Below are 21,373 nucleotides of genomic sequence, written 5' to 3'. Positions count from 1 at the left end.
TGAACCGGTTGATGATATAGTCATCTGATGTCATCAGCCAAACTGTGTTGTAAATGAGATATCTCCAAATCCAATTCTTGCTTTGCATTTTTAAAATCTTGAAATGAGTATATTCCAAATTATCACGTTATTAATAGTAATCTCTGCACTTTTTAGTTACATCAATGTGCGGTTTTTTAAATTACCCACTACCATTGGTCTCATGATCATGGCCATGATTTTCACCTTAGGTATATCCATTTCAGTACTCTTTACGGATGTTTTGTTTAACAATGCGGTGAATATCATAGGATCTATAGATTTTAAAGAAGTGCTACTGGATGTAATGTTGAGCTTCCTGCTTTTTGCGGGAGCTTTACATACCAAACTGCCCGACATTAAAGCGCAACGAGGGCCTATCCTCATGTTTGCTACCTTTGGCGTGCTGGTATCCACTTTTCTTATTGGTACTATCGCCTATTATTTGCTCAACGCGATGAGTTTGCCCATCAGTTATTTGCAAGCCTTATTATTTGGAGCGTTAATCTCCCCTACTGATCCTATAGCGGTTTTGGGTATTTTGAAACAAGCCGGAGCGCCTAAAAGGTTGGAAACCAAAATCGTAGGCGAAAGCCTTTTTAATGATGGAGTTGGTGTAGTTATCTTCCTGACACTCTTTCAATTGGCGGCAAGTCCTGATGCCGATATTTCTGTAAGTCATATTACATTATTATTTGTAGAAGAAGTTGGTGGCGGCATACTGTTAGGCCTGGGTTTGGGTTATGTGACCTACTGGATGATGAAATCAATAGATAACTATGAGACCGAAGTAATGATCACCTTAGCAATGGTGATGGGTGGTTATTTATTAGCCAGTAGCCTCCATTTTTCTGGGCCTTTGGCTATGGTAATCGCCGGGCTATTTATAGGTAATGATACCAGAAGACAGTCGTCAATGAGTGAAAGAACGGAACGTTATGTAGATAAATTCTGGGAACTGTTAGACGTTCTTCTCAATGCTGTTCTCTTTGTTTTGATCGGATTGGAAGTATTAATTTTAAGCTTCGAAGGCAATTATATTTTAGCAGGACTAATTTTAATTCCGGTGGCACTTATTTGTAGGTACATCGCACTTTCCGGCCCCATCCAAATCTTTAAAAATAAAATGGATTTTGTGCCAAAAACTGGCCTAATTATGACCTGGGGTGGCCTAAGGGGTGGAATATCCATAGCTTTGGCCCTTTCCCTCACAGACGAAATGAACCGTGAACTTATTGTAGCCATAACCTACATTATAGTAGTATTCAGCATCATTGTGCAAGGTTTAACGGTGGAGAAAGTGCTTAAATGGGTGAAGGGTGTTTAACAAATATAAGAATGACCTTGAAGGACACCGAGAGTGACTTTAGTATCAATCAACGTATATAGGAAAAGGAAACGATCAGTTTTCTTTATTATGTTTGATGTTTAACTAATTCATAATCAATTAAATGAAAAGATCACTTGTTTATTTAGCGTCTGGGGTGTTGTTGGTTCTTTTCTTCTTGTCTAGCGGTGATGTGCTAGCACAAGGTAGAGGGAAAGGGAAAAATAAAAACAAGAATAAAGATAAGGAATACGTAAAAGAGTATAAATCGGAATACAAGAGCAAGCATAAGCAACAAGGACCACCTCCTTGGGCGCCTGCTCATGGATATAGAGCCAAAACGCGCTATGTTTATTTTAAAGACTATGACGTTTATTATGACCACGAGCGCGGTGTCTATATTACCCTTTCGGGAAAAGGATGGCAAGTAGAAGCTAAACTTCCTGATGTGCTAGAAAAAGTGAACCTTCCCGCTGCCGTTAAAGTTGATATCGATTTTGATGGATTAGACCCTCAAAAGCTGCATAAAGAGCATTTGAAATTGTACCCTAAAGGAAGTTGATTAGGCCTCAACCTTTTTTGAAATTTTGAGGTTTAAATATTTGAAATTCATTATGTTAATAATTCATCGTCTACTCTTCGAGAGCCTCAGAGTGACTCGGAACGCTGGCTTAATCGCGATTACATTATGGGGTATAAGCCTTCAATGGCTCTGTTATACCTACGTTCATTCTAATAATCATGAAGATAATGTAAGGAAATTGAATAATACATTCCCAAAGTCATCCTGAGGCACTCGAAGGATAGACTTTCTACAGACTTAGGAGCACGTGGTTTGCCTCTTAAATTATTTTGTGTCAGTACTTTACCGTCTACTCTTCGAGAGCCTCAGAGTGACTCGGAACGCTGGCTTAATCGCGATTACATTATGGGGTATAAGCCTTCAATGGCTCTGTTATACCTACGTTCATTCTAATAATCATGAAGATAATGTAAGGAAATTGAATAATACATTCCCAAAGTCATCCTGAGGCACTCGAAGGATAGACTTTCTACAGACTTAGGAGCACGTGGTTTGCCTCTTAAATTATTTTGTGTCAGTACTTTACCGTCTACTCTTCGAGAACCTCAGAGTGACTCGTGTCGATTCTTCCAGGTCTCAGAGTGACTCGGGTGCTATGGCTGGACCGCAATTATTCCGCATCATATCTCCAAATCTCACCATATCCTATCTTGAAATTTTCAAAGGCTTTGTTTAAGGGAATGTTATTGAGATGCGCATGCATAATTCTTATTACTCCTGCATGGGTCACAACTGCTATCTTTAGCCGATCCTTTTTAATAGACCCCCACCATTCTATTACACGGACATCAAGGCCTTCCATTGATTCTCCATTAGGGGTTTTGGCTGTCACAAAGTGCTCCATCCAATGGTCTAATGGTTCTTTAGGAATTTCATCCCACTTTTTCATTTCCCAATCACCAAAGTTCATTTCTTTAAGTCGGTCATCGGTTATGACTTGGCTGGTCAGTTGCTGCGCTAAAATAGTACACCGTTTGAGAGGGCTACTATACACTGCATCAAACTTCTCAGGCAACTGTTGTTTGAGCTGGTTGCATTCAGCTTCAAATGACTCGGTAACGTCAAGGTCGCTCTGGCCATAGCAGATGCATTTAGCCACCTCCGGAGTGGTATGTCTTATAAAGTAAACTTCCATATAAGGATAAAAAATAGATAAAAGGCCACCTCTGTTACTTGTTGCATTGCGCCTAGGCAGTCGCCGGTATAGCCACCTATCCATTTGGTGAAGTACCTTGCCAACCACATTTTTACAACATATAAAAGCGGGATAATAGCCAAAAGAAAGACATTGTAAGTGATGAATGTTAAGCCTATGAAAGGTATAACTCCAAAAAATGTCGCTATGATCAGGTTGGTGTTGTTGGCTTGCTGAGCAATGGGTTTGGCCTTGCTGTCATCAGTATCTCTCACATAAGGGTGTGTAAATACAAAGGTAGCGGCCATTAAACGACTCATAGTGTGCGCACTCACCATGGTGATGAGTGTAGTCCATAGGTCTGTTAAAGTGCTTACTTCCACTAATAGACTAGTCTTTAGTAACAGGATAAGGATCATGCCAATGACACCGTAAGCTCCCATTCGGCTATCTTTCATTATGACCAAGATCTTTTCTTTAGTCCAGCCACCGCCAAAGCCGTCACACACATCAGCAAAACCGTCTTCATGAAAAGCTCCTGTGGTCAACACCGAAGCGATAATGCTTAGCACAATGCCCACCGTAGGGTTAACAGTCCATGCTCCTATTAAAAAAGCTACTGCAGCAATGCCCCCAACTATCCAACCGATCAAAGGAAAGTAGCGAATGGATTTGTTAATATATTCGGGGCTATGATCTACCGATTTAGGGCATGGGATGCGCGTATAAAACATCAAAGCCGTGAAAAATACTCTGATTTGTTCTTTCATATCGCGGATTGCTGGCTTACTCCTGCTCCTTCAAAACTGGCCATTTCATTCAGAAAAGTACAGGCTGACTGCACAATAGGATAAGCCACCGCACAGCCTGTCCCCTCGCCTAGTCGCATGCCTAACTGAAGCAGTGGTTTGGCGTTAATAGTCTTAAGCATCAACTGATGGCCATGCTCTTCAGATTGATGGGTAAATACACAATAATCTAAAATGGCCTTTTCTATCATTTGTGCCACCAGCAAAGCAGCAGTACAAATAAAGCCATCTACCAGTATAATCATGCCTAATTCAGCCGCTTTGAGCATTCCTCCGCATATCTGGGCTATTTCAAATCCACCGAAGGTAGAAAGTATTGCTATGGGATTCGCCTTATCTAGGTCTTGATGCTTTTCTAACACTTGTTGAAGGGTTTTTATCTTTCCTGCTAGTTGCTCCTGATTAGCACCTGTGCCTTTTCCTACGCAGTCTGCTATAGGTATATCGCAAATAACGCTCATCAACAGGGATGCCGCTGAAGTGTTACCAATACCCATTTCTCCAAACCCTACCACGTTGCTGCCCTTATTAAAGATACTTTGAATAATCTCAGCCCCTTTGGCTATGGCTTGCTCACATTGAGCCTGAGTCATAGCTGGACCTTCTAGGTAGTTAGCGGTCCCATAAGCTATTTTAGCATCTATAAGTTTATCAACGGTGCCAAAATCATAGTTTACACCGGCATCAATAATCTTTATATCAATGTTATTTTGCTTGGATAGCACATTGATAGCCGCACCTCCTTTTACAAAATTCATAACCATTTGGTAGGTCACCTCTTGTGGGTAGGGATTAACCAAACCTGTTTTAGCAATACCATGATCACCGGCAAATACGGCAATGGTGGGCGCATTTAATGATGGCGTTAGCGTTTGCTGAATACGCGCTATGGTAAAAGCGGTATCTTCCAAAAGCCCTAGTGCACCAATGGGCTTAGTCTTAAGGTCTATTTTATTGCGAATATCAATATCTAGATGATCAGAAACAGGTGTGATTGTGAATTGAGGCATCATTTAGGGTTGAGGTTTCAATATCGTTTTTGAGTTTACTTTAATATTAAAGGAAGACCGGAAACCATAAAAAAGGCTTTGTCAGCTTGGTGGGCAATAAACTGATTCATCCACCCTTGTAGCTCTGTGAACTTTCGGCCTACATCGGTTTGCGCATGCAGCCCCATTCCTATTTCATTGGAGATAATAATGAGGGTTGAATTCTGCTTAAACAGAGTTGAAAGCTCCTGTTTACACTTTTCCAGGCATTCATCAACATTATTTTTAGTATCTACATACCAGTTGGTGAGCCACAGTGTAATACAGTCTAGCACCACTACCTTGCCGGAGATATCCAGTTTGCTGAGGTGCTTTTCTTCTTCTATGGTAGTCCAGCGGTCATCTCTATCGGCGACATGGCGGTCTACTCTTTTCTTAAAGTCACCGTCCCACTGGCGAGCAGTCGCCAAGTAGATGGGGCTATCCGATAGGCTCAGCGCCAGCTTTTGCGCATAGCCGCTCTTTCCGGACCTTTCCCCTCCTGAAATGTAATAGATCATGGTTTATTAGTTATTCCTGACTCTTCCTCCGAAAGCCGTTAACATACATTGTCATTGGCAGGTCTTCTGGCTCGCTTCCAATGTTTTTGGCCTTCCCATTCTATAGAATAGTGGCAAGAGGTAAAACATCTTTCAGAAACTTACAGCTACGGGGATAGCTCCGGACTTTCACCGGATTCCCATTTTAATTCATTGCAGCCTGAGAGGTGAATGAAACCAATAGCATCTCAAAGCTATGGATTATGATCAAATATTGTCTTTAAAAAAATTAATTAATTCTTCTGTTGTCGGAATCATGATTTACTGGATTTTAGGATGCCAGAATTTGAATTATACTTCGGATTAAATATCTGCTTAAATTGTAAGCTTTTACTACCGAAGTTATCTAAACCTTGATTTCTCATGATTTACCTGATTGCTTGATTTTTTTGTTATTGTGTACTCTTTTAAACTGTAGGGATTTTGAGCCGAAGTTGTCTGAATAATGATTTTCAGGATTTGAGTTGTACTTCGGATTAAATACCTTCTTAAATTGTAAGCCTCCTTCATTGTCAGAATCACTGATTCTCAAGGATTTACAGATTACACGGATTAAGGAGTGTTTCATAAAACAAGGCGTTTAAAGGTTAAACTCTTACTACCAAAGTTGATCAGCAGGCCTACCTCAAGTTTGTAAGCTTTGAGATAATTCAAGGCTTGGGCCAGGTGTACGTCTTGGAGCTCTATAATAGCTTTGAGCTCTACCAAAACTTTTCCTTCTACCACAAAGTCTGCTCTTCTCGTACCAACAGGATCAGGCAGGTCCTTATAAAATATGTCTTGTTCGATCTCACGTTCAAATTCAAGCTTACGCTGAGTCATTTCCCATGCCAAGGCACGTTGGTAAATCACTTCCTGAAATCCATTACCCAAGAATCCATGCACATCAAAAGCGGCACCAATTATCTTCTCTGTTATGTCTTTATATTTCAGTTCAGCCATTTAAAATCCGTTTTCAATAATCTAATCATCCTCTTTGTCAGAACCACGGATTTGTCCGGATTAGAGGATTGTACAGATTAAGCACTTCATACTTTTAAATCCGTGTCTTCAGCGTCATCTTTTTAATCCGTGATTCTGACAGTTTTTCATACTTTATAAACTTAATCAAGTCATCCTTAAATCATGAAAATCATGGTTAAGACATGTTCCATGCTGCAAATACCTAATCAAGTAATCCTTTAATCCTTTCAATCATGGTTAAGACACTTTTACATCCTCTAATCCTGATTCCGATCTTCTCACCCCCTATACTTTTTAAAATTCTCAGCTTGCTCGAAGATTTCCTGGTAGACTTCATCACGATCTACTGGAGGGTAATCATGCTCTCCGAGTAGTAGGATTAGATCCACCTTAAGCTCGGCCTTGATATCGTCTCGCTTGCTCCAATCGGTGTATTTGGCTTTGTCATCTACTACGTTCTTTACCGCTTTTGCTAGGGTGATGAGTTTATCTTCTGGATAGGAGAAATCATACTTATGAGCGAGGTTATTTAAGATGTCATAGAAAGCCTTTTCCTCAAAGGTGATGCCTAGCTCTTCGCCTTCTGAGTAGGCCTGCTTAATGGCTAGAATCATATCTGTGAGACTTTCAGCCATTTCATCGTAAACGCGACCTTCAAACGTATCTTGTTCCTTACGCTCGTTATATTGATTGACTAGCTGCTCAAACTTATGAGAGAAGTCCACTCCTCGGGTCTTGTTGGTTTTCTTCAGCTCACCAATGGCTTGCTTCAGCAGCTGCTGGAGTAGTTTGATTTTTGTGTTCGGTAACTTGATGCGATCAATCTTATCCAGATAGTCAGGGTCAAACAGATCGATTTGTGTTTGCTTGTCATCTCCGAGTTTGAAGATCTCTTCCACACCATCGCTACGGATGGCTTCTTGTATCATTTCCCTTACACGGGCATTCATCTGGGCGGTATCTGGTGCATCTCCTTTGGTGAGCTTGAAAACGATGGATTTGACCGCAAGGTAAAAGTGTACATGATCACGATGATCCTCTGTAAACTCTTCACTGCCACAGCAGATATCATAAGAAGCTTTGAGGCGCTTCACCAGGTCTACAAATCGGCGCTCCTGCTGCTGGGTGACCATCACAAACTCAGAGGCTCTATTGAGGCAATCGTATTGTTGTTTCGGTGCTCCAGTGAAAAAGTCTGAAGTATCGAACTTATGGAAGTATTTGGACAATACATCCAACATGTCTTTCACCACAACTATGGATTGACCCACTTCCTCTATGCTTCGCTCCTCTTCCTTAGAGTACATTGCAAGGGCTTGGTTCATCTGTCTTTTGATGCCGATGTAGTCCACTACCAAGCCTTTGTCCTTACCTTCAAACTTTCGGTTTACCCTGGAAATGGTTTGGATTAAGGTATGCTTTTGAATGGGTTTATCGATGTAAATGGTATCCAGGAAAGGCACATCAAATCCGGTCAGCCACATATCCACTACCATGGCAATTTTAAAGTTGGATTTTGGCTCTTTAAACTGTCTGTCCAGTTCCTTTCGATATTCCTTGTTGCCCAGTAGATCATAGAGCGCCTTGGTATCATCCTGCCCTCTGGTCATCACCATATTGATCTTGGCCATGGGCTTGAGTTCTTTCTTTTCTTTATCAGTGAGTTCTGCGCCTTCCTCACAAGCTTTGATCTCACCCCATTCTGGTCGGATTTCCAGGATTTCCTGATACAGGTCATAAGCAATCTCACGGGCTGAGCATACAAACATGGCCTTACCCTTCACCGATGCGCCTTCACTAACACGCTCTTCGTAGTGGCGAATGAAATCTTCGGCTATGGCTCGCAATCTATCTCGATCTCCAATAATCGTATTCATCCGAGTGGTCGCCTTCTTGCTTTCCTCTACCTGATATTCACTAGCTCCAGCCTCCTCGGCTTCTTTGTAATAGCGCTCGATCTCCTGTAGCTTATCATGGTCCAACAGCACCTTGGCGGCACGGCCCTCATAGACGATCCTCACAGTGATTTCATCCGTCACTGACTCTTTCATGGTGTAGGAGTCTACCACTGCACCAAATACATCCAGTGTAGCATCTACCGGAGTTCCTGTAAAGCCAACATAGGTGGCATTAGGCAAGCTGTCATGCAGGTATTTGGCAAAACCATAACTGCGCTTGACCTGACCATCTGCTACCCGAATTTTCTGATCCAGATTGACCTGGCTTCTGTGCGCTTCATCGGAAATGCAAATGACGTTGGTGCGCTCTGTGAGCAGCTCTGTATCTTCGGTAAACTTGTGAATGGTGGTAAGAAATACGCCCCCTGAGTTTCTGCCTCTCAGCAGTTCCCTGAGTTCCTGTCTACTGCCTACACTTTTGACCAGCTGATCGCCAATATAGCCCTTGGCTCCTTCGAACTGCTCTGATAACTGATCATCCAGATCGGTACGGTCGGTGATGACCACAATGGTAGGACTGGAAAAGAAAGTGCTCCGCATCAGCAAGCGCGTGAGAAACAGCATGGTAAAACTCTTGCCGCAACCTGTAGCCCCGAAATAAGTACCTCCTTTACCATCGCCAACTGGCTTCATGTGTGCCTTGATGTTTTCGTAGAGTTTTCTGGATGCATAGTACTGCGGATACCGACAAAGAATCTTCGCTTCTTTCTTGCTGCTATCGGGGATAAAAATGAAGTTTCGGATAATGTCTCGCAACCGCTTGCGATCAAACATTCCCTGAATGAGAGTATAGGTACCATCTATACCATCCTTCTCTATCGATTCATCCCCAGTGATTTTCCTCCAGGAATAGAAAAACTCATAAGGTGCAAAGAAGGATCCTGACTTGGTATTGATGCCATCACTGATCACACAAAAAGCATTGTATTTAAACAGCTCAGGAATGTCTCGCCTATACCTTGTAGTGAGCTGAATGTAGGCTTCATGAATATTCACTTCTTCTCTGGAAGTGGACTTTAGCTCAAACACGACCAGCGGCAACCCATTGATGTAAACGATCACATCGGGTATGCGCTTCTCCAGGCCATCTATGGCGAGCTGACTAACGACTTTATAGGTATTCTTATCTGCTGCTGAGTAATCGATCAGCTCAATGAACAGGTCCTTTTGGGTGTGATCATCTCGCTTGAAAACAAACCCATCACAGACCTTTTTCATGATGGCCTTGTTGGTATCATAGAGATCTGAGGCGGGTAAACGCTCCAGGTCCTGAATGATGCGTGTGACCTCTGCGAAAGTGATCCCTTCGTCTTTGTATTGCGCTAGTAGAAAATCCGTAAGGTCTGACTGGATGAGTACCTCTGCACTAAAGGCATGACCATATTTTTCCTCCGGCTCCTGCACGCCAGATTGTGCCCTGACGGCTGCTCCAGCAAGGAACTCCATGCCCTGATCTTCCAGCAGAGCGATGAATGTAGTCTCTAGCGATGATTCATTAAACCTAGACATGATCAGCAATGATTTTCTCAGCTTCAGGCACTCTTAGTTCTCCTGAAATAAGTTTGGGGAGAAGAATATTTCTTATTTTTTCAAGCTGGTTTGACTCTTTGGTATTAGCAGCTTGTTTCAATTTAAATTTAAAAACAGTGTCATGATATTTGTTAGTTAGTTGTGAAATAGGTTTAAGTACAACTACTTTTCTAAGTTCTGACTGCTTTATTCCAGTAACGGTTGTTCCTGTACATCTACTTTCTAAATCTTGTTTAGCCACGGGAGACTCTAACCAACTGTAGAGAAATGTTGAGGTCAGAGTATTAATTGCTCGAAGAGCATAGAGTCTTTGACTTAATACATAATCCGTCTTTTCAGGCAAATAATACATTTCACCCATTGGGGCTTCAGAAGTCATAATGATATCACCTGCAATGAGCTTTTCCCTCATCCATTTAGAGTAAAGCGGCTCATCTACAAATTTTATTGACTCTGTATTAACCAATTTCCCACTCTTAATATTTTTCGCTGATATTGCCGGTATTCCGTTATTAACCCAATCACTGCCAAGCTTGCTTGGTGTTTTACCTCGGTGATCAATTATGAGTGTAGTTGAATCATCAATAGTTCCTATCTCCCACCCTTCAGGAATCCAGCCAAGCTCTTCGGTGAAGGTGAAGCTGTCAGGGAAGTGAGCGGCAAGCTCAGGATTGGTATGGATGACCTTCTGATCATCAGGAACGGACTTTCGCTTCTCGGTTTTTTGCAGTAGTGGTTCAGGGATCTCGTTTCCTGCAGCCAGGGCTTTGTCTATCACCGGATCAAAGTCCACAAACCAACTCTTAAACAATGCCTGAGCCATCTCCTCCAGGGTCTCATTCATCTGGCGGTTGAGTTCTATTTTGTCGTCGAGTGTGCCTAGAATGTGGGCAATGGCTTTTTGTTCCGGGAGTGGGGGGAGAATTATAGGAAGTTTCAACTGACCAGTTATTCCTAGGTATTTCCTTGTTGAACCACCTCCTGACCACTGATCAAATATTCCTTGAAAACCTCTTGAATTGAAATAATAGAAAAGGTAATGATTATCTAATCTATCCCCGTCTTTTACTCTGTAGTAAGTGACCTGCGGTGTTAAAATAGTCGTTTCGTACTCGCTTTCTTGTATTATAGCAGTTCTACCGATTGTAGCCTTATGAGTTAGAAGAACATCACCAGATTTAGCAAATCCCTTTCTTAGTGTTTCTGCTTGTAGTTGACTAATGAACTTACAATTGGAATAGTCGACTCTTCTATTTATTAAATCAGATGCCATAATAAAAGGAACTCCTTTTTCAGTGAAGTCCCCACTTTTAGGGTGTATACCTCCATGATTTCCATCTAAAGGTTTTTCTATGATTCCATCTTTTATCAGCTCATCAACTGTAAATTCCTTCCAATCACTCCTCATACCCCAACAACTTTAAATTCTCCTTAATCGCCTGATCCAGTGCTCCAGACTGGTTCATTTGCTTATATAATTGCTGAGTCAGTGCTCCCATCTTTTCTTCGAACGGCACTCCGTCATCTTCCACATCCGCCATACCCACATAGCGTCCGGGAGTCAGCACATAGTCGTTCGCTGCTATTTCTTTGAGGGTGGCGGATTTGCAGTAGCCGGGGATGTCTTTGTAACCACCTCCCCCTTCGGGTACTCCTCCTTTCAAGGAGGAGTATTTTTGGGTGTTGTTCCCTTCAGATCCTTCTCCTTCCAAGGAGGAAAGCTTTGTAGAGTCGTCGGTATTATTTCCCCTCCTTTCCAAGGAGGGGTGGCCGTAGGCCGGGGTGGTTGTTTTATACCAACCAAATTCTTTTTTGACCGCTTCCAAAACATTCTCAGCATGATCAAAAACTTCCTTGTTCTCGAAACGAAGCACTTTGATCCCAACATGCTTTAAAAACAAGTCTCGCTCATGGTCATATTCAGCCTGAATCACATCATTGTGAACTTCACCATCTAGCTCAATAGCCAATCGCTCCGAGGGACAATAAAAATCCAGAATATAATTTTCCACACTATGCTGTCGTCTGAACTTACGACCCTCCAGTTGTTTTTTACTTAGCATAGTCCAAAGAGTAGCCTCTGCAGCAGTGCTATTATTCCTTAGATTTTTTCGGAAGGTTTTGAGGTATGGAAGGTTCATACTTCCTCTTATCTCCCCCTCGTTTTCAAGTAGAGGTGGTTGTAGGTCGGCGTGATTGATTTGGTAACCACTTTCCGCTTCGGGAGTTTGTTTAGAATCACCTCCCCCTTCGGGTACTCCTCCTTCCAAGGAGGAGAGCTTTTTGGGCTTGTTCCCTTCGGATATTTCTTCCGAGGAGGAGAGCTTTTGAGGAGCATTGCGCCAGCTGTGATAAGTCTGGGCTATTTTGGCTAGATCTTCTTCGGTCAGTTCTTTGTGCACCCGGTCTATCATGGTGCCCATTTCCCGGGCATCTATGAATAGCGTTTCTCCTTCTCGGTTACGGTAGCCGTGTTCCTTGTCTTCTTTTTTGGTTTTGGTCATAAACCAAAGGCACACTGGTATCTGTGTAGTATAGAAAAGCTGTCCCGGTAAGGCAATCATACAGTCCACCAGGTCATTTTCGATCATGCTGCGTCTGAGCTCTCCTTCTCCACTAGTATTGGAGCTCATGGAGCCATTGGCCAGCACAAAGCCTGCCGTACCATTTTCAGAAAGCTTAGAAAGCATGTGTATGATCCAGGCATAGTTCGCATTGCCTACAGGAGGCACGTCATAGCCTTTCCATCGCGGATCATCTACCAGTTCATTCTTGCCCCTCCACTCACTTTGGTTAAACGGAGGATTCGCCATAATGTAGTCCGCCTTAAGATCCGGGTGCTGGTCTTTGAAAAACGTATCCGCTGGTACTTCACCCAGATTCGCAGATATGCCACGAATGGCCAGGTTCATTTTGGCTAGCTTATAAGTGGTAGCCGTGTACTCTTGTCCATATACAGAGATGTCTTTCTTGTTTCCGTTGTGGCTCTCCACAAACTTGATGGACTGCACAAACATACCTCCAGATCCACAGCACGGATCATAGATCTTTCCCTTGAAGGGTTCCAGCATTTCGGCAATGAGATTCACCACGCACTTAGGGGTATAGAATTCACCACCGCCTTTACCCTCTACGGCAGCAAAGCGTCCAAGAAAGAACTCATACACCCGACCAACGATATCTTCTTTTTCATCGGCAATGGTATTAATGTTATTGATGGTATCCAGCAAGGCAGAGAGTTTGCTTCCATCCATTCCCAAACGGGAAAAGTAGTTATCAGGAAGTGCTCCTTTCAGTGAAGGATTGTGCTTTTCGACCGTATGCAATGCTGTGTCTATCTTCAGAGAAATATCCTCCTGCTTAGCATGTTGCATGATATATGACCAGCGCGCTTCTTCAGGCAGAAAGAAGATGTTCTTCATGTTATAGAACTCCTTCATGTCCAGGTATTTCTCCTTTCCCTCTTGGATGAGTTCTTCTCTGCGAGCTTCAAACTTATCAGAAGCGAATTTTAAGAAGATCAGTCCCAGTACTACGTGCTTGTACTCTGAAGACTCTACCTTTCCTCTTAGCTTATTTGCGGTATTCCATAGAGACTCCTCAATGGATTGTTCTTTCTTACTACTTGTTTTCTTAGCCATTTATAGTTTATCCTTTCCCTCAAGTATATGAATAAATGCATTTTTAATATTGCACTATACATTATTAATCAGGATCGAATATAAGTAAATCCTTAAAAACAGCCTTGAGGAATGTTAAGAAAATGAAAGCTGCTGGTGGTAAAGAATTGGGATTCAGGGGGCTCTATTGGATAATTAATGTTTGAGTATAGGTTCAGGCCTTACAGACGGCTGCACAAGTTTTGTGAGGTGCTCCTATTTTGAATTATATAATGAATCCACTTCATACTGATTGATAGCACGGTTAAATATTCTTAAATCATCTAATATACCATCAAAATTTCTATCGGAATAACCTATGGTAACCCTTGGGTTGGTGGAATATAAAGCCAAACTACCGTAACTCAATTCTCTTGAATTAGCCAAATTACCGTTAATGTATATAGAGGCTATAGCTCCCTCATTTCGGTATGTACAGACTAAGTGTACCCATTCATTGAAGATAAAAGTGGTGCCAAATGAATTAAACTGATGCCCTATTGACATGTAAACCCCTGTATTGCTAAGGCCTATTACGAAGCCATTATCGTAAAGACGTCTATCATCATTATAAACTTGTGAACTTATTATGTGCCTATTAAATCTATATTTATCAATGAGAGAATCAATCTTTAACCAGCAGGAAAAAGATAGAGATTCAAGATTATTCATTTCTTCACATTTTTCGAAAAAGACACTTGTGTACTTTTTACTAAAGTCAACGGCAGAGTATCGATTGCCAAACCGATTATCGACGAGCTTAGGATAATACCAGTCTGCGTTAACTAATAAGCCATGATTTCCGGTTTCATCTCGAAAGCTATTATCAATTTTGTAATGGGCAATCATGCCACTAAGCGGTTGAAGAACATTTATATAACGTTTTTTAATTATTACATCACTTAACTCGCCTCTGGCGGCAACCAATTTTACTGTATACCTATCTGTTTTAGTGTATGTTACTTTCGGGTTTTCTTCTTTAGATGAAGATGGTGAGCCTCCCTCGAAAATCCACTTCAATAGCTGTGGTACCCCTCTACTGTTGTTTGTAAACTGTATAGTATCATTGGTAACTGTAATGGAATCGCTTACTAAAAAACTGGCAGTAACAGGTAATGGAACAGGAGAGTCTTTTTTTTTGCAACCGCTAATAAGAAAAAAGATAATAATTGCGAGAAACTGATTGGGTGAAATTAACTTATTGCCACTAAACATTTTGAGAATTTATTGAAATAATGATCCTTATAGTTTATAAACTGCTGATTGGCTATTTTTTGTCATCTAAAGTTTAATTCATATCATAATACGAAAGAACTTAATTTGTTTCAATACCCAACCTTAGGCATTTCCCTCCTACCCATCTCAATTGCCCATAATCAAACATTAAACCCTCCCCAACCACACAAAATCCCGAGGAATTCAATTACTTAGTGGTCTAATTATTAGTTATGTATTTATTATTTCCGGGGCGTCATCATTTAATGACGAGTTTTCAGTTTAGTTATCTTCAGAATCTTATTGAGAGAGGCCTGTACCAGGCTCAGGATGTTGAGGGTGAGATTATAGACCAGCGGCATACTATTGAGGGAGTCGTTTTTGCCGTTACTTCGGCTAATCATAGTGGTACTAAGCGTAACCCTATTCCTTTTTATTTGCGGGCCATGATGATTCAGGAGTTTTGTAAGGAGCTGAAGGTGCCCTGCTATGTATATGGTATTGATGATGTGGGGCATGTGCCTAATTTTGCGGCGTATACGGTGAAGCAAATCAGACATCAGAGTGATTTGAGCTTAGATCTCAATCCTAATAACACCTATGTAATCTGCTCTACTGCGGTCCTTAATATGTATCAGGAGTTGGGCTACAAGGTGCTGCCGGCAGAGCTGAAAGATGCCCAAAAACAGGTGTTTGAAACGGAGCTGCCCTGGGATATGGTAGAGCAAATAGCAGCTTCACCACAATGGCAGCATGATGACAGTATTACGCTTAAAATCCACGCTTCTACCCAGCAAATATGGCAAACCTACGGCCTGGCTGAGAAGGTGAAAAACATTCTTTCAGACCCCATTATTGGTGAAGATGGTGATATCACTTCCTCCAGAGATTACAATACCTATGTGCGGCAGATGGATGAAATCGCGGAAATTCAGTTCAAGGAAACCAGTCCATATATTTTGCCTGGCCGTATTGGAGACATTGGCTGTGCAGTAGGCTCATGGATTAAGCAGGCCAGTGATGACTCTAAGCTTCGGGAATCTGATTTCTATGGTATTGAGGTAGCGCGGCAGCTGTTTGATATCTGTAATCAGCGCAAGCATAATGGGGAGTTTAGTAACCCTAATGTGTTCTTTGCTCAGAAGAATGCCGTAACATCATTGGTATTTGAAAAGAATGCAATGAATACTATTCACACCTCATCTCTTACCCATGAAATAGAATCTTATGGTAGTCGTAATGATTTGTTGAGCTTCATTCAAAACCGCTATGACGAACTGGTGTCTGGCGGCGTGTGGATCAATAGAGATGTTATCGGTCCGGAAAATGGCGATCAAGAAGTCTACATGCTACTTACTGAGGAGGATGGCTCCAATGATGCCTTTGATCAGCAATTTGCGGATAGCAAGGCACTTTCCGCTCATCTTAAAGGCCTTTCTACTTATAGTAGGTTTCTGCGCTTCGCTCAGGATTTTAGAAAAGCAGAAAAAGAGACTGTTGACTACAACATCAAAGAAATTGATAATCAAAAGTACATTGTATTAAAGCTTCGTGATGCTGCTGAGTATACGCTAACTAAGGATTACACAGATAACTGGTATAGCGAAATGCACGAGCGCTTTTGCTTCTGGAGTTTTACAGATTGGGAAGCTGAGCTCAAAAAGGCTGGTTTCCAACTGGCTAAAAACTCTCATGCCTACAACAACCCATGGATCACCAAAAACAGGTTTGATGATAAGGTAAAGCTATTTACTCCTGATATGCAAGAACTGCCTTACCCTCCTACTAATGCCTTGCTGATAGCGAGGAAGGTGTAGTATGTCTCAAGTGGTGTAGAAAATACGATTTTGGCGGTTTGGTTACTATTTCATGTTATATAATTTAAATATTAAACCAATATTTATAATTTAATGCATTTACAATCAACCGCCAACCGTTTTTGAAGCATTCATTAGCATTCACCCTATTCTTACTTGTTTTTCATGTTACTAAGGCCCAATTGGTTCCGTTGGATATCAATCTGGTACCTGGTTTAGGTACTGCCGGTTTAAATCATGATGAACGGCGAAATGTTATAGCTATCAATCTCTTTTCTGGTTACAGTGACCGTACCCTCCTACTGCAGCTGAGTGGTATTAATGGAAATAACAGAACCTTATCTCGCGGTTTACATATAGCAGGCATTGCCAATATTACTGGTGCTAATTTAGCTTCTATAGATAAAGATTATAAAGAGAGCTTATTGGGCACAGTACATATGCAAGGAATACAGATCGGTGGACTGGTGAATCTGGTTCGTGGGGATGTCTCGGGCGCACAAATATCTTCTGTATTCAATATGAGTGAAAAAGAAATGGTGGGTATACAGTTAGCAGGTTTGGCCAATTATGTAGGTAGCTTCTCATTAGGAGCACAGATCGGTGCTTTAGCTAATAAAACACAGCTAGGCCTGAGTGGTTTGCAACTTACTTTGGGTAAAAATACGGTAGGTGCAGAAATGTCTGGTTTACAAGTAGGGCTTTTTAACGAAGCCTACAATATTGAAGGTAAAAACAGTACGGTAAAAGACCGATCAGGTGTACAACTTGGTATGATCAATAAAGCGACTAAGCTATTTGGCTTCCAAATCGGCCTTTTTAATATAGCGCAGCAGTCAGGAGGAACGCAAATTGGCCTTATCAATCTATATAAACCGAATCCTATCAAAGGCAATACATTATATGGCACTGCTATAGGATTGATTAATATAGGCGATTTTGTAAGCCTTTCTGCCTATGCCGATGAAATGTTTCGACTTAACTATGAAATATCTACCGGTAATATGAAAAATGGAAAGGCAATCAGGGTAAAATGGAACAAGTATGTTGTCAATGCCCTATCCTATTCTCATGATCCTGGTATAAACCATTCTTACGGAATTGGCTATAGCCTAAAAAAGCTTTATTTCAACAGATCTAATACTCCAAATATGACTGAAACTAAGTTTTTTGGGTACGCCTTTGATTTTAAAATGATCAAAAAAGATGAAATAGAAATAAAGGATATGAAGGTTTTGGTTTCAGGCTTTAACATAATCTTAGGCCATAGAGTTATTCCTAAGCTGTCAGGCGTTAGTGCCTTTCTCTCTGTAGGCCAAAAAATAGCCTGGGGTCGTAACTACGAACCTGAAAACCCGCTCTTCATAACCGATGCTACCCTGTTCAACAAGAAGATCAAAACCTGGACGGGCGTGTCTTTGGGATTGATGTTGCATTAAGATAGTTCTTGATATGGCACCCTTATTATGTGATTATATTAATTAATAATTAGTTTAATAATATATTATTTGTTTTTAAATAATATATTTGAACATCTATTTTAATTAAAGGCCTTGTTAGGCTGAGATAGAATTTTTTAGGGTACTTTTTTAAGTGGCTTATTATATGCTACAATATTTTTTATTTTCAGTCATAGCATGTGGCTTTTTCACTTCATGCACATCTCATAGCGAGTATAGCACAGCTATTATAAATGACAGCACCCAGGTAAAGCTTGTTAAGGGCGAGGTAAACACGCTGATATGCTCTGTATCAGATTCTATTACTAGCTCATGGCCTGTGCGTTTCCCTGTGTATCAATTTCAGTATGGAGATTTTGATCAAAATGGAAGCATAGACCTAGCGGTGGGTGTTTATAAGGCTACCAGGTATGATTCGGTAAAGAGTAATCGTTTATTCCTCTTTCAGGTACGAAATAATAGTATCATCCCATTGTGGTTGGGTTCTTCAGTGGGTTATCCTATTGAAGATTTTAGAGCCGTAAAAGTTTCTGATAATCAGAGTATTGTTCGTGTTCTTTGTAAGGATAAAAATGACAAATACTTGGTCGCAGATTATGAGTGGTATGGCTTCGGCCTGTCTTTGTCTAAGTATTTATGCAGGCAAGTTTCGTTGCAGGCAGCTAAGAAATTCCTTAATGATTAACCCTTTTTCATTCAAATTTTTTACAATGATTTTTTCCAGGCATTTTTTCAGAGAATTAATTCTTCTTTTGGCGATAACTTCTACTTTGTTATCAGCTTGTAGCACTAGTGATAATAAGAAGGATCAAAAGAAAAGTACTAATAACACCTCAAAGGAATTTCCTGAATATACTCCCTATATTAATGGAGAACCTTCTTCTAGTAGTACATATGATGAGGATCAAACGGAAGAAGATAAGTATTATCAATACGAACATGAAGCAGGTAAGTATCATCAATACGAATTTGAAAGTTCATGGGATCCAACTCCATATAATGAATTGCGAGAGGGTTTACCTCCTTTTGATTTCGATCAGGATATTTCAGATAAGTCAGCTTTTGAGTTACGAATTCTGAGAAACAGTATTCCGGCCAGGTATGGTTATTTGTTTATGAAATCAGACATTCGAGGCTATTTTGAAAAGTATCGCTGGTACAGGTTGCTTATGGAAGCTCGGTGGTATGGAGACTGTGAGTACAGTGGTATGCAACCTGCACCCCCTATTGAATATACTTCTGAAGAACTCGCCTTTATGGATAAAGTTAGTAAACTGGAGGCTAAAAGGAATAGTGAGAATTACATTCTTACCAATGGTCAGAAGCGTGCCAACACTAAAAATATTATTAATGCCTGGCAATACAGGAACCTACCAGAAGAACTCATGGAAAGGTTAGGTAAGCATGGCTTTGCCATAGTGCCTAATAATAATGTGCAGTTATTCCACGTATATGAAAGTAACGACTATAGCCAAACGCAGAATTTCGTTACTACCGATTTGTATCTACAGCTGTTTCATATGCAGTTTTCTTTTATGTTGCGTCAGCTAGAAGAAGAAAAGTTTATTCCGATCCTTAATGAAATGTTACAGGGGTTTTTAGGAGAAGTCAATAATCAGCAGGCTATGGTTATGGATGAGGAGGTTAAAAATGCACTCTTTTATAATGGGGCTTCTTACGCTATACCGCTGACCTTATTAGATAGCGGTATTACTCATGTGCCTGAAACTTATAGAAGTCAAGTACAGAAGGAATTAGATAAAATTGAAACTTCTCAGGCCGACCTGTCATCGATATTAGATGCTCACAAAAAATACGAATTTCCTTATGACCAGTTCAAACCCAGAGGACACTACACTCGAACGGAACCACTGAAGAGGTATTTTAGAGCTATGCAGTGGCTGCAGCTAGCTCCTTACTGTTTGGAAAAAGAATCTGATTTAAAAAAGGCGATTGTAGCAGCTTATATATTGAATAATGGTAAAGGTAAATCAGGGAAATCATTGCTATCTCTATATGAAGCTATTTTAACACCTACTACTTTTTTAGTTGGCAAGCCAGATAACCTATCACTTTTAGATATATGCCATATTCTGAAAGCAAAGAATTATACCAAAATAGAAGAGGCTGTATCTTCTGAAGCTATGAGTGAAATACTCCGTGAAATGAGAACACTAGCCAAGGAAAAGAATATTATTAAGCCTAAGGTTGAACTGACTTGTCCTGATAAAATCAACTTTATGCCTGCTCGTTTTGTGTTAGATAATGAAATTCTCCAAGAGATGATTGATGTAAAAAGAAGGCCATATCCTAAAGGACTAGATGTAATGGCTGCTTTTGGAAGTAAGGCTGCTGAGAATATACTTCTGGATGAGCTGGGAGAACAAGAAAACTGGTCGGAATACATTCCTAATTTATCCGAAATGCAGAGAAAATATGGCCAATTTGAAAATTGGGATGAAAGTGTTTACGCTAAATGGATTGAAGGTCTAAGTGAGATGCTTGACCCTGATGAAAGGTATCCTTATTTTATGCAACTACCTCAATGGCAAAAAAAGAACCTGAACACAGCCTTAGCTTCATGGGCAGAACTCAAGCACGATGCTATTTTATATACTGAGCAGATAATGGCTGCAGAGTGCGGTGGTGGCGGTGATTGTGCTCCCCCGCCAAGTCCATACGTGGTAGGCTATGTAGAGCCGAATGTGAAATACTGGCAATCAGCTATTGACTTACTTAATCTTACCAGAAATCTACTGCAAAAGCATGATCTTTTAGATAACAGAATGGATCAGCAGCTCAGTAGTTTAAAAGAGACCAGTACCTTTTTACTCACAGTAAGTAACAAAGAGCTAAAAGGTGAGAAATTATCGGATCAGGAATATAGAACCATTGAACTTATTGGGAGTTCGGTTGATGACGCCACTCGTTCTATTTTAGAGATTAATGAATGGAGCGAAGTATCTGGTCCAGACAAGGAAATAGGTATTGTGGCAGATATCTATACTAATAACCAAGGTGAAGAAGCAGGGATCCTTCATGAGGCTGTCGGGTATGCTAATGATATTTACGTACTGGTAGAAATAGAAGGCCATCTGTATATAACTAAAGGAGCTACTTTTAGCTATTATGAATTTCCTATGCCTTTAGATAAACGACTTACTGACGATGAGTGGCAAGAAATGCTTCGTAAGAATAAAGTGTACCCCACCCCAGACTGGATGGATGAGATTATACTTGATTTAAATGATGATATAAGGCCGGAAACAGTAGAATATATTTATAGTTCGGGATGTTAAATAAGCTTTCTA

General features: G+C 40.8%; 16 protein-coding genes and 1 riboswitch. Of the genes, 6 read left to right on the top strand and 10 right to left on the bottom strand.

The genetic code is table 11. The annotated features are described in order from the left end of the window. Positions 1 to 103 precede the first annotated feature (103 nt). A complete protein-coding gene (locus tag JL102_RS14155) occupies positions 104 to 1,345 on the top strand; it encodes a cation:proton antiporter (RefSeq protein ID WP_202245066.1) in 1,242 nt (413 codons plus the stop codon). 124 nt (positions 1,346 to 1,469) lie between these two features. Beyond that, on the top strand, positions 1,470 to 1,907 hold the full coding sequence (locus JL102_RS14150; protein WP_202245065.1) for a hypothetical protein: 438 nt from the start codon (positions 1,470 to 1,472) through the stop codon (positions 1,905 to 1,907). A 631-nt stretch (positions 1,908 to 2,538) separates the two neighbouring features. Here the strand turns inward: JL102_RS14150 and cobC are convergent. From cobC to JL102_RS14095, 10 genes are all read right to left on the bottom strand, one after another. Then, on the bottom strand, positions 2,539 to 3,063 hold the full coding sequence (gene cobC / locus JL102_RS14145; RefSeq protein ID WP_202245064.1) for an alpha-ribazole phosphatase: 525 nt from the start codon (positions 3,061 to 3,063) through the stop codon (positions 2,539 to 2,541). Then, positions 3,045 to 3,833 (bottom strand): adenosylcobinamide-GDP ribazoletransferase, encoded by a 789-nt coding sequence (locus JL102_RS14140; RefSeq protein ID WP_202245063.1) that lies wholly within the window; start codon positions 3,831 to 3,833, stop codon positions 3,045 to 3,047. The genes cobC and JL102_RS14140 overlap by 19 nt, the downstream gene beginning before the upstream one ends. Continuing rightward, positions 3,830 to 4,885: a nicotinate-nucleotide--dimethylbenzimidazole phosphoribosyltransferase gene (gene cobT / locus JL102_RS14135; protein WP_317191642.1), complete on the bottom strand. Its 1,056-nt coding sequence runs from the start codon at positions 4,883 to 4,885 to the stop codon at positions 3,830 to 3,832. The genes JL102_RS14140 and cobT overlap by 4 nt, the downstream gene beginning before the upstream one ends. A 32-nt stretch (positions 4,886 to 4,917) precedes the next feature. Further along, positions 4,918 to 5,421: a bifunctional adenosylcobinamide kinase/adenosylcobinamide-phosphate guanylyltransferase gene (locus tag JL102_RS14130; protein WP_202245062.1), complete on the bottom strand. Its 504-nt coding sequence runs from the start codon at positions 5,419 to 5,421 to the stop codon at positions 4,918 to 4,920. A gap of 39 nt (positions 5,422 to 5,460) precedes the next feature. Beyond that, positions 5,461 to 5,657: riboswitch (cobalamin riboswitch) on the bottom strand. A 164-nt stretch (positions 5,658 to 5,821) separates the two neighbouring features. After that, positions 5,822 to 6,028 carry a hypothetical protein gene (locus JL102_RS14125; RefSeq protein WP_202245061.1) on the bottom strand — a complete coding sequence of 69 codons (207 nt, stop codon included), beginning with the start codon at positions 6,026 to 6,028 and terminating at the stop codon, positions 5,822 to 5,824. Continuing rightward, positions 6,025 to 6,402 (bottom strand): GxxExxY protein, encoded by a 378-nt coding sequence (locus tag JL102_RS14120; RefSeq protein ID WP_202245060.1) that lies wholly within the window; start codon positions 6,400 to 6,402, stop codon positions 6,025 to 6,027. The genes JL102_RS14125 and JL102_RS14120 overlap by 4 nt, the downstream gene beginning before the upstream one ends. Positions 6,403 to 6,701: 299 nt before the next feature. After that, positions 6,702 to 9,890, bottom strand: a complete 3,189-nt coding sequence (locus tag JL102_RS14115; protein ID WP_202245059.1) for a type I restriction endonuclease subunit R — start codon at positions 9,888 to 9,890, stop codon at positions 6,702 to 6,704. Further along, the gene (locus tag JL102_RS14110) at positions 9,883 to 11,319 is read right to left on the bottom strand and encodes a restriction endonuclease subunit S (RefSeq protein WP_202245058.1); all 1,437 of its coding nucleotides are present in this window, start codon (positions 11,317 to 11,319) and stop codon (positions 9,883 to 9,885) included. Before JL102_RS14110 ends, JL102_RS14115 begins: the two co-directional genes overlap by 8 nt. Beyond that, positions 11,309 to 13,552 (bottom strand): N-6 DNA methylase, encoded by a 2,244-nt coding sequence (locus JL102_RS24225; RefSeq protein ID WP_237390593.1) that lies wholly within the window; start codon positions 13,550 to 13,552, stop codon positions 11,309 to 11,311. The genes JL102_RS14110 and JL102_RS24225 overlap by 11 nt, the downstream gene beginning before the upstream one ends. Positions 13,553 to 13,786: 234 nt before the next feature. Continuing rightward, positions 13,787 to 14,785 (bottom strand): LamG-like jellyroll fold domain-containing protein, encoded by a 999-nt coding sequence (locus tag JL102_RS14095; RefSeq protein ID WP_202245057.1) that lies wholly within the window; start codon positions 14,783 to 14,785, stop codon positions 13,787 to 13,789. Between the two features lie 233 nt (positions 14,786 to 15,018). On the opposite strand from JL102_RS14095, the gene JL102_RS14090 reads away from it, so the two are divergent. The 4 genes from JL102_RS14090 (at position 15,019) to JL102_RS14075 (ending at position 21,361) form a co-directional block, all read left to right on the top strand. Next, positions 15,019 to 16,602 (top strand): class I SAM-dependent methyltransferase, encoded by a 1,584-nt coding sequence (locus JL102_RS14090; RefSeq protein WP_202245056.1) that lies wholly within the window; start codon positions 15,019 to 15,021, stop codon positions 16,600 to 16,602. A 122-nt stretch (positions 16,603 to 16,724) separates the two neighbouring features. Then, positions 16,725 to 18,041: an LA_2272 family surface repeat-containing protein gene (locus tag JL102_RS14085; protein WP_202245055.1), complete on the top strand. Its 1,317-nt coding sequence runs from the start codon at positions 16,725 to 16,727 to the stop codon at positions 18,039 to 18,041. 166 nt (positions 18,042 to 18,207) lie between these two features. Continuing rightward, on the top strand, positions 18,208 to 18,747 hold the full coding sequence (locus JL102_RS14080) for a hypothetical protein (RefSeq protein WP_202245054.1): 540 nt from the start codon (positions 18,208 to 18,210) through the stop codon (positions 18,745 to 18,747). Between the two features lie 25 nt (positions 18,748 to 18,772). Next, positions 18,773 to 21,361, top strand: coding sequence for a DUF3160 domain-containing protein (locus JL102_RS14075; RefSeq protein WP_202245053.1), 2,589 nt, complete (start codon positions 18,773 to 18,775; stop codon positions 21,359 to 21,361). The last annotated feature ends 12 nt before the right edge of the window (positions 21,362 to 21,373 follow it).

Origin of the sequence: Fulvivirga sediminis (assembly GCF_016757215.1) — a bacterium.
Taxonomy (GTDB): domain Bacteria; phylum Bacteroidota; class Bacteroidia; order Cytophagales; family Cyclobacteriaceae; genus Fulvivirga; species Fulvivirga sediminis.
Note: the sequence above shows the minus strand (reverse complement) of the source record. Positions and strands in the feature narration are given on the sequence as shown.

Excerpts from the sequence above, each read along its gene's own strand:
- JL102_RS14080 (WP_202245054.1), top strand. The coding sequence starts at position 18,208 with ATGCTACAATATTTTTTATTTTCAGTCATAGCATGTGGCTTTTTCACT.
- JL102_RS14130 (WP_202245062.1), bottom strand. The coding sequence starts at position 5,421 with ATGATCTATTACATTTCAGGAGGGGAAAGGTCCGGAAAGAGCGGCTAT.
- JL102_RS14095 (WP_202245057.1), bottom strand. The coding sequence starts at position 14,785 with ATGTTTAGTGGCAATAAGTTAATTTCACCCAATCAGTTTCTCGCAATT.
- JL102_RS14155 (WP_202245066.1), top strand. The coding sequence starts at position 104 with ATGAGTATATTCCAAATTATCACGTTATTAATAGTAATCTCTGCACTT.
- cobC (WP_202245064.1), bottom strand. The coding sequence starts at position 3,063 with ATGGAAGTTTACTTTATAAGACATACCACTCCGGAGGTGGCTAAATGC.
- JL102_RS24225 (WP_237390593.1), bottom strand. The coding sequence starts at position 13,552 with ATGGCTAAGAAAACAAGTAGTAAGAAAGAACAATCCATTGAGGAGTCT.
- cobT (WP_317191642.1), bottom strand. The coding sequence starts at position 4,885 with ATGATGCCTCAATTCACAATCACACCTGTTTCTGATCATCTAGATATT.
- JL102_RS14110 (WP_202245058.1), bottom strand. The coding sequence starts at position 11,319 with ATGAGGAGTGATTGGAAGGAATTTACAGTTGATGAGCTGATAAAAGAT.
- JL102_RS14140 (WP_202245063.1), bottom strand. The coding sequence starts at position 3,833 with ATGAAAGAACAAATCAGAGTATTTTTCACGGCTTTGATGTTTTATACG.
- JL102_RS14090 (WP_202245056.1), top strand. The coding sequence starts at position 15,019 with ATGTATTTATTATTTCCGGGGCGTCATCATTTAATGACGAGTTTTCAG.
- JL102_RS14125 (WP_202245061.1), bottom strand. The coding sequence starts at position 6,028 with ATGAAACACTCCTTAATCCGTGTAATCTGTAAATCCTTGAGAATCAGT.
- JL102_RS14075 (WP_202245053.1), top strand. The coding sequence starts at position 18,773 with ATGATTTTTTCCAGGCATTTTTTCAGAGAATTAATTCTTCTTTTGGCG.
- JL102_RS14115 (WP_202245059.1), bottom strand. The coding sequence starts at position 9,890 with ATGTCTAGGTTTAATGAATCATCGCTAGAGACTACATTCATCGCTCTG.
- JL102_RS14120 (WP_202245060.1), bottom strand. The coding sequence starts at position 6,402 with ATGGCTGAACTGAAATATAAAGACATAACAGAGAAGATAATTGGTGCC.
- JL102_RS14150 (WP_202245065.1), top strand. The coding sequence starts at position 1,470 with ATGAAAAGATCACTTGTTTATTTAGCGTCTGGGGTGTTGTTGGTTCTT.